We start from the raw sequence: 11,716 nt of genomic DNA, 5'->3' as shown, positions 1-11,716 counted from the left end.
TATGGTCGACAATGAGCGCATGGACGTCCCTACGTTGCTCGAAGCAGCTTCCCTGCTGGTTCCGGAAGAGGACGCCACCGAGAACGACGTCACGGTGCGAGACATCTGGGACTACCTCGTCCACGACGAGTGGGAGATCGCCCTGGTCCTGCTGGAGGAGCTCGGGGACGCTCGCTCGCTCCCTCTGGCGTTCTGGGAGCAGCTCGCCGAAGCGGCTGAGGAGCTCAAGCTGGAGCGGAGCGCGACGTGGTGCCATTGGCGATGCTCCGAGATCCGCAACGGTGTGATCCGGGCGGATCTGACGCTCCGCTCTGCTGCCGAGGCGCGACGCACGACGCCAATCTCCGGCGGCAGTGTTCTGCGGCCCATGTGGGACATCGGACGCCTCTCACCCACCGGCGGACGTGCGGTCAGCATCGCTGGGCTCTGGGTTGAGAACGTGCCGGTGCTGGAGCCTGGTGGGCGAGCCACGGTTCGCCTTGTGCCCCTCACTCCCTCCCACTGGACGCACGTCCAGCCCGGCCAGCAGATCACCATGCACGAGAACCGAACCGTGGCCGGCACCGGAGTCGTCTTGGAGGTTTGCCTCCCTGCCACCACCATGCCCACGAGGTGACATGAGCCGCTGGTGCACGTATCTCCGTACGTGGTGGTGCACCCAGACCGGGTATGCGGGGAGCCGGGGCTGTCGGCGGCACGTAGGAGGGCAGGCCGCCGGGGCACGCGGGGGCGAGGGTGCCGTTCGGCCGGCGCCTTCGGGCGGGGGCCCTCGCGGGCTGCCGCCGGGCGGTCGTACGCATGAGGTGCGTCGTACGGGCGACGTGGGTTGCAGCGGAGGTGCGTGCGGGGTCGAAGCGGGCGAACCACAGGGCCGGGAGCAGGGCGGTCGCCGTCGCGAGCAGGACGCGGCGTGGACACCGAGGCCGCGGAGCGGGGCGTGCGGGCCCTGGCCTGCGAAGGCGAGGGCGAGCCAGCCGAAGAACCAGAGGACGTTGCCGCGCCCGCCGCGCCGTCCCGGCACAGTGTCGGTCAGCAGCGTCCGCGGGCCGGCCCGGACGGCGGAGGCGTAGCCCGCGTCCCAGGTGTAGACGGCGATGCGCACCCGGTTGCGGGCGCCAAGCGGGGCCCGACCGTTTGGGCAGGAAGCCGGAGGCACCGTGCCGCAGCGCCGGGTCTGCCGGGCGAGAGTCGGCGCGGCGATCCCGTCGGCGGCCCCGTTCAGCCGGTCAGGGCGAGCCGGTGGTGGCCGTCGGGTGCACGCCCGCACCGTGACCCGGGGGGTCGACGACGGCGGTTCGGGATGTGGGCCGCCCCCGCGGCCGGGGGCTGCGGGGGCGGCTTCGGGGTGGTGAGGCGCTACGGGGTCAGGTTGTGGTCCAGACGAAGGTCGCTGAACCGGTGGCGCCTGAGGTGGCCTTCGCTGTGACGGTCACCGTGTAGGTTCCCTTCGTCGTGGCCGCGCCGGTGAACTGGCCGATGGGGGAGAGGGAGATGCCCGGCGGGAGGCCGGTCGCGGTGTAGGTGTGGTGCGCGGCGGCGTCGGCCGGGTCGAAGGCCCAGTCGACGGCGGCGTGCAGCGGGCTGCTCATGCCGTGCGGGTTGGGCACGGACAGCGCGGCGGCGGTCGCGGCGGGAGCCGACGCGGCGGAGGCGGCCTGGGGTGCCGTCGCCGCGGCGATCGCCCCGTTGACGGTGGTCGGCACATTGAGCGTGCCGGTCACCGGCAGGTTGCGGGAGGAGTCGCCGACCAGGATCTGGTAGGTGCCCGCGGCCGTCGTCCAGTTGTTGCTGCCGGTGTTCCAGTACGCCAGGTCGTGCGTGCTGACGGTGAAGGTCAGCGTCTGCGACTGGCCCGGGTTGAGCGTCACCCGCTGGTAGCCGCGCAGCTGGTGCGGCGGCTCACCCGTCGACGACGGGAAGCCGACGTACAGCTGGGCGACGTCCGTGCCGGCCCGCGACCCGGTGTTGGTCACCGTGACGTGCACCGTGGCGTTGCCGCCGCTGAGCGCGCCCACCTGGAGGTTGCTGTAGCCGAAGGTGGTGTACGACAGGCCGAAGCCGAACGGGAAGAGCGGCTCGATGTTCTGCGAGTCGTACCAGCGGTAGCCGACCTTGAGGCCCTCGCTGTACTGCACCTGCCCGTTGGTGCCGGGCCACTGGGCCGCGGTGTGGGCGGGCACGTCCGCGATCGACTTGGGGAAGGTCACCGGCAGCTTGCCGGACGGGTTGACGTCACCGAAGATCAGCGCGGCCATCGCCGTGCCGATCTGCTGGCCCGGGTAGAAGCCCTCGAAGACGCCCGCGACCTGGTTCAGCCACGGCATGTTGATCGCCGAGTTGTTGTTGAGCACGACGATGGTGTGCGGGTTCGCCGCGGCGACCTGCGCGATCATGTCGTTCTGGCTGACGGAGCTGCCGCCGTTGTTGGGCAGGTCCAGCGTCGTCGTGTCGTGTTCCTCGTTGCCGTAGTTGTCGCTGGCGAAGACGATCGCGACATCCGAGCTGCGGGCCAGCGTGACGGCCGAGGCCAGGTTCGTCGCGTCGTTGTACTGCACGGTCGTCCCCGTGCCGGCGACCCGGTTCTGGATGCCGGTGATCGGCCAGACCGTGCCGGAGCTGGTCACGGTGGCGCTGCCGCCGCCGATGGACTGCACGCCCGCGCCGCCGTCCCAGCCGATCACGGCGATCGAGTGGGTGGTGGACGTGGACAGCGGCAGGATGCCGTTGTTCTTCAGCAGGACGGTGCCCTCCTCGGCGCCCTGCAGCGCGACCTGCACATGCGCGGGCGTCGACACATTGGCGTCCCGGTTGCCGGTGGGCGCCTTGTCGAACAGGCCGAAGGCGAAGAACTGCGTGAGCAGCCGGCTGACCATGGTGTCCAGCGTCGCCTGGCTGACCGTGCCGTTCGCGACCGCCTGGGCGAGGAAGTCGGCGAAGAAGTAGCCGTTGGGCATCTCCACCGTCAGACCGGCGTTGGCGGACTCCACGGTGGAGTGGGTGCCGCCCCAGTCACTGGTGATGAAGCCGCCGAAGTTGGCCTGCTGGTAGAGCGCGGTGTTCATCAGGTCCGGGTCCTGGCACGCCGGGGTGTTGTTGACGACGCTGTACGCGCACATCGCGGCGGCCGGCGAGCCGAGCTGCACGGCGGTCTGGAAGGCCGGCAGGTAGAGCTCCTGCATGGTGCGCTTGTCGACGATGACCGTGCCGGCCGGGTTCTCGATGTTGTAGACGGCCAGATGCTTCATCTCGGCCATCACACCCTGGCTCTGGATGCCCTTGATGTCGGCCGCGGCCATCTGCCCGTTGAGGTACGGGTCCTCGCTGAAGGTCTCGAAGGAGCGGCCCCAGCGCGGGTCGCGCACGATGTTGAGCGTCGGGCCGAGCGCGACCTGCGCGCCCTTGCCGGCGAACTCCTGGCCGATCGCGGCGCCGTACTGCTGCTCCAGGGCGGTGTCGAAGGTCGCCGCCGACAGGTTCGCGGACGGCATCTGGGTGACGCCGCCAAGACCGTCGCCGACGCCGTGCGGGCCGTCCTGCAGGCCGATGCCGGGGATGCACAGCGACGGGATGCCGGTGATGTTGCCGATGTAGGGCGAGGCGTTGTTGTTGCCGTGCAGGATGGAGACCTTTTGCGCATTGGTCATCTGCGCCATGACCTGCGAGACCCGGGTGGAGACCGGCGCGGTGGAGCCGACCCACGGGCAGTTGCCGTCACCGCCGCTCGGCGGCGGGGTGGTGCTGCCGCTGCCGGGGGTCAGCAGGGTGAACTCCCACAGCGAGTAGCCCCACTGGGTGGCGCGGACAGTGCCGTACATCCGGACGTAGCGGCCGGTGGCGTTGAAGGAGAGGTTCTCCACCCCGCCGGGCCCGTTGGTCGTGGAGTAGACGGTGTTCCACGTGGAACCGTTGTCCGAGACCTGGATCTGGTACGCCTTGGCGTATGCGGTCTCCCAGCTCAGCTGGGCGCCGCAGAGGGTCTGCGAGGAGCCGAGGTCGACCTGGACCCACTGCGGGTCGGAGGCCGCGCTGGACCAGCGGGTGCCCGCGTTGCCGTCGAAGGCCGCGCTGGCCGGGGTGCCGTCGTTCTCGGTCGAGGAGGCGGTGGCGGGCTTGCCGAGCGCCGCGGTGGTGTTGCCGCACACGGCGGGCGGGGTGCCGCCGCCGCCCGAGCCGCCGTACACCTGGAACTCCCACAGCGAGTAGCCCCACTGGGTGCCGCGGGCGGTGCCGTACATCCGGACGTAGCGGCCGGTGCCGGTGACATTGAGGGTCTGGACGCCGCCGGTGCCGGTGGTCGTGGAGTAGATGTTGTTCCACGTGGAACCGTTGTCGGACACCTGGATCTGGAAGGACTTGCCGTAGGCGGTCTCCCAGTTGAGCACCACCTGGGTGATCGGCTGGCTGGAGCCCAGGTCCACCTGGAGCCACTGCGGGTCGGAGGCCGCGCTGGACCAGCGGGTGCCGGGGTCGCCGTCGACGGCGGCATTGGCCGTGAAGGCGTCCTGTACGGACGAGGCCGTCGCCGGCTTGCCCTGGGAGAGCAGCACCGGGGTGGCCGCGCGGGACGAGGTCGCCGTGATCGACAGATAGGCCGAGGCGATCATCACCAGGATGAGCAGGACGACGGCCTGCGGATTCTGTCGGAAACGTTTACGGGACAGGGAGAGCCCTTGTGGGGTGACCCTCATATGTCTGCTCCTACGTGTCGGATGCGATCGGTTGTGGGGGGTGGTAGGAGGAACCGCCAGCGGGCAGCTGAGAGCGCTCTCTGGCAGGGGATGTCTACGCCGGGCCCTCGGGGGTGTCAATATTTCTGACAGCCGACGGCCCGTGAAACCGCTTGCTTTGCACAGCCGTTGACCTGGGAGTGCGCTCGGGGTGCGTTGGGAGCGCTCCCGTCCCCCACCTCGGGCCGCTCGGATGGCAGCCTGGGTCCATGGACGAGCAGGGAACGGACCGGCAGGGCGACGACGGCGGGCGGATCAGGGTCGAGCTGGAGGGCGTCCCCGAGACGCTGCTGTGGAACCTCCACCAGCGGGCGATCGAGGCCGCCCGCCCCGGGCGCCGGGTGCTCGACGACCCGCGCGCCGTGGAGCTGGTGGAGCGGATCGACTACCCCTTCGCCCGCTTCGGCGGCGACGGCGGCGTGCTGGCGCAGTGGCACGCGCTGCGGATCGCCGCGCTCGACGGCGAGGTGCGGCGCTTCCTCGCCGCGCACCCGGGCGGCACGGTGGTGGCGCTGGGCGAGGGGCTGGAGACGCAGTTCTGGCGGGTCGACGACGGCCTGGTGCGCTGGCTCTCGGTGGACCTGCCGGAGACCGTGGCGGTACGCGAGCGGCTGCTGCCGGACGACCCGCCGCGCCGCCGCACGCTGGCCTGCTCGGCCCTGGACCTGCGCTGGATGGACGCGGTGGAGCCCGGCACGCCGCCGCAGAACGTGCTGGTCACCGCGCAGGGCCTGCTGATGTATCTGCCCGGGCGGGATGTCCGGCGGCTCATCGCGGCGTGCGCCGAGCGCTTCCCCGGCGGGTCCTTCCTCTTCGACGCACTGCCGCGGGCGATGGTCGCCCGCAGCCAGGCCGCGGCGGGCAAGGAGCGAGGGCCCGAGGCCGAGGCCGGCGGCTACCGGGCGCCGCAGTGGCAGTGGGGCATGAACGCCGGCGAATACCGCAAGGTGGCGACCGCCTCACCGCGTATCGCCGAGGTCCGAAGCCTGCCGCTGCCGCGCGGCCGGGGGCCGTTCGCGATCGCGCCGGTCTCGCATCTGCTGCCCGGCCTGCGCTCGCTGCGGATGTCGATCGTGGCGGTGCGCTTCGGCCCGGCGGACTACCGTAACAACGCGGCGCGGGGCTGAACCCGCGGCGCACCTCGGCGCTCGGACGGTGGGCGCGGGCGGGGTGAGAGCTGCGGGCGACTGGACGTGGAAGGACGTGGACGGGTGACGGTGCGGGCCGGGACCGAGGGGCTGGGCGGGCAGCCGGGCGGCGGGTCGAGTGCTGGGCCGGGCGGTGGTGCGGGCGACGGCGGGGAGTTGCTGCCCAGTACACGGCGGGCGTTGCTGCAGCGGGTGGCGGTGGGGCAGCGTGACGGGCGGGCGCCCTCGCTGGTCGGTGCGGTGGTACGGGACGGGTCGCTGGTCTGGTGCGGGTCGCGCAGCATGATCGAGGGGCACGCCCCGGACGCCGACACGCAGTACCGCATCGGCTCCCTCACCAAGTCCTTCGTCGCGGTGCTGGTCATGCGGCTGCGCGACGAGGGCCTGATCGACCTGGCCGACCCGCTGTCCCGCCATCTGCCGGAGACCACCGCACCCTCCCGCCCCGGATCGGCGGCGGACCTCGGCGGTACGGGCCTGGACGCCGACGGGCTGCGGGCGGCCGGCCGGCTGACGGTGGCCCAACTGCTCAGCCACACCTCGGGTATCGCGTCGGAGACACCGGGCCCGTGGTGGGAGCGCACGCCGGGCGATCTGCGGCCCGAGCTCGCCGATGTGCTGGGCGCCGACCCGGTCAAGCACCCGGCGGGCCGCCGCTACCACTACTCCAACCCCGGCTTCGCGCTGCTGGGCGCGCTGGTGGAGCGGCTGCGCGGCACGCACTGGTACGAGGCGCTGCGCGCGGAGGTCCTGGAGCCGCTGGGCATGTCGCGGACGACGCTGCTGCCGCAGGCACCGGCCGCCGGCGGCTTCGCCGTCCACCCGTGGGCGGATGTGATGCGGCCCGAGGCCGTACAGGACACCGGGCTCATGGCGCCGGCCGGGCAGTTGTGGTCGACGGCCGGGGATCTGGCGCGCTGGGCGGCGTTCTTGACGGACGGTCGGGCCGGGGTGCTGGGCGAGGCGACGCTGGAGGAGATGCGGCGGCCGGCCGCGCCGCCGGAGGACCCGGGCGGGGGCTATGGGCTGGGGCTCCAGCTCGGGCAGTACGGCAAGCGGCGGCTGTCGGGGCACACCGGGTCGATGCCGGGCTTCCTGGCGACGCTGTGGGTGAGCCCGCAGGAGCGGGTCGGGGCGATCGTGCTGGCCAATGCGACCTCGGGGCCGCAGGTCGGCACGATCGCGGCCGATCTGCTGGCGATCACCGCCGACGCCGAGCCGGTGCTGCCGCCCGCGTGGCGCCCGGCCGACTCCCTGCCGCCGGAGCTGCTGGAGCTGGCCGGGCCCTGGTACTGGGGCACCAACGCCTATGCGCTGCGGGTCCACGCGGACGGCGGGCTGAGCCTCGGCCCGCTCACCGGATCGGGCCGCGCCGCGAGGTTCCACGTGGAACATAACGGGACAGGCGACACCTGGATCGGCCGCGAGGGCTACTACGCGGGTGAGCGGCTGCGGCCGGTGCGCCGCCCGGACGGTTCGCTGAGCCACCTCGACCTCGGCTCCTTCGTCTTCACGCGCGAGCCGTACGATCCCGCGGCTCCGGTACCCGGTGGGTTTCCGGGCTGGAGCTGACCACCTCCTCCGCCTCCCCGGCCGCTGCATCCGCGGACTCCCCCGGACCCGGCGCCGCCCCCGTACCCGCGTCCCCCGCGGCCGGCCCCCCGGCGCGTACCGGTGCACGTAGCAGCACCGCCGCCGCCAGCGCGGCCAGCGCGAGCAGGCCCGCGGCGACCAGGAAGGCCAGGTGGTAGCCGCCGGTCAGGGCGTCGGGCTGGGAGTGCCCGCGGGACAGCAGCCGGTCGGTGCGGGCGGCGGAGAGCGCGGCCAGCACCGCGAGGCCGAGCGCGGCGCCGACCTGCTGGGCGGTGTTGAAGACACCGGAGATCAGGCCGGAGTCCGCGGGCGTGGCGTCCGCCATGCCCAGCGTCATGATCGCGGGCATGGCCAGACCGAAGGCGACACCGAAGACGACCGTCACCGGCAGGATGTCCACGACGTACGAGGCGTGGCCCGCGGGCACCCGCGCCAGCAGCAGGAAGCCGCCGGCGAAGAGCAGCAGGCTCGGCAGCAGCACCGCCCGCTCGCCGAACCGGGCGCCGAGCCGGGCGGACAGCACGAGCGACATCACGCCGATGACGATCCCGGTGGGCAGCAGCGCCAGGCCGATCTCCAGCGGGTCGTAGCCCTGCACCTTCTGGAGGTAGAGCGAGACGGTGAACTGGAAGCCGAAGCCGCCCGCGACCATCAGCGCCTGCACGATGTTGGCGCCCGTCACCCTCCGGGAGCGGAAGATCCGCAGCGGCATGAGCGGCTGCGCCGCCTTGGTCTGCCGGACCAGGAAGCCGGCGAGCAGCGCGAGTGCGAGCAGGGTGAAGCCGAGGGTGGAGCCGGAGGTCCAGCCGTGGTCGGCAGTGCCGACGATGGCGTAGACCCCGAGCATGAGGGCCGCGGTGACCAGCAGCGCGCCGGAGGCGTCGGCGCCCCGCAGCGATCCCGCGGCCCGCGCCTCACGCCGGTCCGCAGTGGCGGCGGCCACCTTGCCGGGCCGGTCGTCGGGGAGCAGCCGCAGGCTCAGGGCGGCGGCTGCGGCGCCGATCGGCAGGTTGACGAAGAAGATCCAGTGCCAGTTCACGGCCTGGGTGAGGATGCCGCCGGCCAGCAGCCCGATCGTGCCGCCCGCGGACTGCACGAAGCTGTAGACGCCCATGGCCCGGCCACGTCCGCGCGGGTCCGGGTAGAGCGCGATGACCATGCCGAGGCTGACCGCGGAGACCATCGCGCCGGCCGCGCCCTGCACGAAGCGCGCGGTGATCAGCAGCCCCGCGGAGTCGGCGAGCCCGCAGGCGAGGGAGGCGGCGGTGAAGACGGTGAGGCCGCCGACGAGGATCCGGCGGCGCCCGACGAGGTCGCCGAGCCGGCCGGACAGCAGCAGCAGACCGGCGAAGGCGATCAGGTAGGCGTTCACCACCCACGCCAGCGCCGACTGGGAGAAGTGCAGGTCGTGCTGGATGGACGGCAGGGCGACGGTCACGATCGTGCCGTCGAGGATGATCATCAGGGTCCCCGCGCTGAGCACGCCGAGCGCGGCGCCGCGGGAGCGGAGAGGGGTTGGGGCAGGGGCAGGAGCAGGCAGTGGCATGAACGGTCGCCTCCTGGCGCGGATGGGATGCCAGGACTGACCGTAGCAGAAGGTTTTGTTGGAGACTATCTTTTACGGGCCGAGCTGTCGGGTGGCGCGCGCCAGCTGCCCCGCCGGGCCCAACCCGTGGGCGCCAGGCGCTACTTGCGGGACTGGCGCGGCCTGCGGACCACCTCGGGGCAGTCGACCGGCTCGGCGAGATGCCCGGTGGCCAGCCGGTTCAGCGCCGAGACGAACACGGTCCGCTCGGCGTCCGGCAGCGCGTCCAGCACCTCCTGGTGCACCCGGTCGACGATGGCCTGCCCGGCCCGCACCATGTCGGCGCCGGCCGGCGTGACCCGGATGATGCGCGCCCTGCGGTCGGTCGGCGACGGCACCCGCTCGGCGAGCCCGGCGCGCTCCAGGGTGTCGACGGTGACGACCATCGTGGTCTTGTCCAGGTCGCACAGCTCGGCGAGCTGCGCCTGCGTCCGGTCGCGCTGGGCGGCGTGCGCGAGCACGCAGTGCTCCCGCGGCGACATGCCCAGCTCGGCGAGGGCGGCGGTCATCCGGGTGGTCAGCGTGTGCGCGGTGTGCTGGAGCAGGAACGAGACGTCGGTGGTGGTGGCGCTCAGGGCGCCCCCGGGCGGGGCGGCGACGGGCTCGGTGGCGAGGGCTTCGGTGGTGGCGGGCTCGGTGGCGAGGGCTTCGGTGGTGACGGCTTCGGTGGTGGCGGTCATGCCGTCGAGCGTAGCAAGATAGGTCCGTTACGGGACGATCCCGTAACGGACCTATCTTTGGGCGGCGATAGGCGCGGCCACCGGCCGGCGGACGGCGACGACCGGGCGCGGCGGTCCGGCCCGGCCACGGGCCGGCACTGTGCGAGCCGGCGCCGTGCGAGCCGGCACCGTGCGGCCCGGGCGCGTCAGCCCAGGTCGGGGCCGAGCAGGCCCAGCACGCCCTCGATGTTCGCATCCAGGTAGTGCCGCAGCGTCAGCGGCACGATGCCGACCGAGGCGATGCCCAGCCGGCTGAACGGCACCCGCACCACCTCGTACTCCCCGCACGGGTCGTCCACCTCGGGGCCGTGCCGGCGGTCGAGGTCCATCGACTCCAGCCGGCAGGCGAAGAAGAACTGCACCTTCACGCCGTGCGCCCCGTCGCCCGTGATGTGCTCGACGGTGTCGACGAACGCGGGCACCACGTCGGTGATCTTCGCGCCCAGCTCCTCGTCGACCTCGCGGTGCAGCGCGGCCACCACGCTCGCGTCGTCGTCCTCGACACCGCCGCCGGGCGTGACCCAGTAGGGCGCGATGCCGGGCTTGGTGCGCTTGATCAGGACGAGCTGGTCCCCGTCGAGGACCAGGGCGCGGGCGGTGCGCTTGACCACCGGGCGGGCGGTCGCGGAGCTGGGGTGCGGATCCGGAGGCATGCCTGTCATCTGCCGCGGCCGGGCCGGCATAAAACGTGCCGGCGGCCGTCAATCGGGGTGAACGCCGGGCTCACCTCACCGCCGGCCGGGGTGAACGCAGCACGCACCTCACCGCAGACGGAGGTGAACGCCCGGCTCACTTCGCCGCCTCGTCCAAGGCGCGCAGCACGTCCGCGACGATGTCCTCGGCGTCCTCGATGCCGACCGAGAAGCGGATGAAGCCGGCCGGCACCGCGTCGCCGCCCCAGCGGGCGCGCCGCTCGGCGGTGCTCTGGATGCTGCCGAAGCTGGTGGCCTCCGAGGTCATCCGCAGCGCGGCGAGGAAGCGCTCGGCGTGGGCCCGGTCGGGCAGGGTGAAGGAGACCACGCCGCCGAAGCGCCGCATCTGCCGGGCGGCGAGCGCGTGGGAGGGGTCGGTGGGCAGGCCCGGGTACCGCAGGCCGGTGACCTCGGGGCGGTCCTGGAGCGCGGTCGCGAGCGCGAGGGCGTTCGCGCACTGGCGGTCCACCCGCAGCGCGAAGGTCGCGATCGAGCGGTGCGCGAGCCACGCCTCCATGGGCCCGGGGATCGCGCCGACCGTCTTGCGCCAGTAGCGCACGCTCGCCGCCAGGTCCGGGTCGCGCGTGGCGACGTAACCGAGTAGCAGGTCGCCGTGCCCGCTGAGCGCCTTGGTGCCGCTGGCCACGGAGAAGTCCGCGCCGAGCGCGAGCGGGCGCTGGCCGAGCGGGGTGGCCAGCGTGTTGTCGACGGCGACCAGCGCGCCGGCCGTGTGCGCGGCGTCCGCGAGCCGGCGGATGTCGCACACGTCCAGGCCCGGGTTCGAGGGTGTCTCCAGCCACACCAGCGCGACGCCCTCCAGCGCCGCGAGCTGCGCGTCCCCCGCGGTGGGCGCGAGCCGCACCCGTACCCCGTACGACTCCAGGCGCTCACGCAGCGCCCGCGTCGTCTGGTAGCTGTCGGACGGCAGCAGCACCGTCTGACCCGCCCTGACCTGCGAGAGCAGCACCGCAGCGACGGCCGCCATGCCCGAGGCGAACACCGCGGTCGTCACGTCCTGCTCGCCGGGCGCCTCCAGCTCCGAGACGGCCGCCTCCAGGCGCTCCCACGTCGGATTGTCGTCGCGCCCGTAGACGTAAGGACCGGTCGGCTCGCCGGGCAGGTGGTAGTGCGATACGAAGACCGGCCCGGGCAGCGACGGCTCGTACGCCCGCGCCGCCGGCCGCCCGGCGTGCACACTGCGCGTGCTGTCCCCCACCGGAGCCGCCGGGTCCCCCAGAGCCCCCGGGCCCGC

Annotated in this window: 8 protein-coding genes; 3 read left to right on the top strand and 5 right to left on the bottom strand. The window is 73.0% G+C overall.

The genetic code is table 11. From position 1 onward, the window contains the following. Nucleotide 1: 1 nt before the first annotated feature. Nucleotides 2–616, top strand: a complete 615-nt coding sequence (locus tag HCN08_RS06030; protein ID WP_240969804.1) for a hypothetical protein — start codon at nt 2–4, stop codon at nt 614–616. 748 nt (nt 617–1,364) lie between these two features. On the opposite strand, the gene HCN08_RS06025 is transcribed toward HCN08_RS06030, so the two are convergent. Next, nucleotides 1,365–4,604: a discoidin domain-containing protein gene (locus HCN08_RS06025; protein ID WP_322974280.1), complete on the bottom strand. Its 3,240-nt coding sequence runs from the start codon at nt 4,602–4,604 to the stop codon at nt 1,365–1,367. A 332-nt stretch (nt 4,605–4,936) separates the two neighbouring features. Between HCN08_RS06025 and HCN08_RS06020 the strand changes: the two genes are divergently transcribed. Beyond that, nucleotides 4,937–5,854: a class I SAM-dependent methyltransferase gene (locus tag HCN08_RS06020; protein ID WP_167981826.1), complete on the top strand. Its 918-nt coding sequence runs from the start codon at nt 4,937–4,939 to the stop codon at nt 5,852–5,854. Nucleotides 5,855–6,031: 177 nt separating this feature from the next. Continuing rightward, complete coding sequence (locus tag HCN08_RS06015) at nt 6,032–7,447, top strand: serine hydrolase domain-containing protein (protein ID WP_167982046.1); 1,416 nt, start codon at nt 6,032–6,034, stop codon at nt 7,445–7,447. On the opposite strand, the gene HCN08_RS06010 is transcribed toward HCN08_RS06015, so the two are convergent. From HCN08_RS06010 to HCN08_RS05995, 4 genes are all read right to left on the bottom strand, one after another. Next, the gene (locus HCN08_RS06010; RefSeq protein WP_240969803.1) at nt 7,386–9,014 is read right to left on the bottom strand and encodes an MFS transporter; all 1,629 of its coding nucleotides are present in this window, start codon (nt 9,012–9,014) and stop codon (nt 7,386–7,388) included. The two genes, HCN08_RS06015 and HCN08_RS06010, sit on opposite strands and share 62 nt — an antisense overlap. Before the next feature lie 140 nt (nt 9,015–9,154). Next, complete coding sequence (locus HCN08_RS06005; RefSeq protein ID WP_167981825.1) at nt 9,155–9,733, bottom strand: MarR family winged helix-turn-helix transcriptional regulator; 579 nt, start codon at nt 9,731–9,733, stop codon at nt 9,155–9,157. Nucleotides 9,734–9,918: 185 nt separating this feature from the next. Then, a complete protein-coding gene (locus HCN08_RS06000; protein WP_167981824.1) occupies nt 9,919–10,425 on the bottom strand; it encodes an NUDIX domain-containing protein in 507 nt (168 codons plus the stop codon). Nucleotides 10,426–10,561: 136 nt separating this feature from the next. Continuing rightward, entirely contained in the window at nt 10,562–11,701 is a 1,140-nt protein-coding gene (locus HCN08_RS05995; RefSeq protein ID WP_167982044.1) for a cystathionine gamma-lyase, read from the bottom strand. Between the last annotated feature and the right edge of the window lie 15 nt (nt 11,702–11,716).

It is taken from the genome of Actinacidiphila epipremni (assembly GCF_012034175.1).
Lineage (GTDB): Bacteria > Actinomycetota > Actinomycetes > Streptomycetales > Streptomycetaceae > Actinacidiphila > Actinacidiphila epipremni.
Note: the sequence above shows the minus strand (reverse complement) of the source record. Positions and strands in the feature narration are given on the sequence as shown.

Excerpts from the sequence above, each read along its gene's own strand:
- HCN08_RS06020 (WP_167981826.1), top strand. The coding sequence starts at position 4,937 with ATGGACGAGCAGGGAACGGACCGGCAGGGCGACGACGGCGGGCGGATC.
- HCN08_RS06000 (WP_167981824.1), bottom strand. The coding sequence starts at position 10,425 with ATGCCTCCGGATCCGCACCCCAGCTCCGCGACCGCCCGCCCGGTGGTC.
- HCN08_RS06010 (WP_240969803.1), bottom strand. The coding sequence starts at position 9,014 with ATGCCACTGCCTGCTCCTGCCCCTGCCCCAACCCCTCTCCGCTCCCGC.
- HCN08_RS06005 (WP_167981825.1), bottom strand. The coding sequence starts at position 9,733 with ATGACCGCCACCACCGAAGCCGTCACCACCGAAGCCCTCGCCACCGAG.
- HCN08_RS06030 (WP_240969804.1), top strand. The coding sequence starts at position 2 with ATGGTCGACAATGAGCGCATGGACGTCCCTACGTTGCTCGAAGCAGCT.
- HCN08_RS06025 (WP_322974280.1), bottom strand. The coding sequence starts at position 4,604 with ATGATCGCCTCGGCCTATCTGTCGATCACGGCGACCTCGTCCCGCGCG.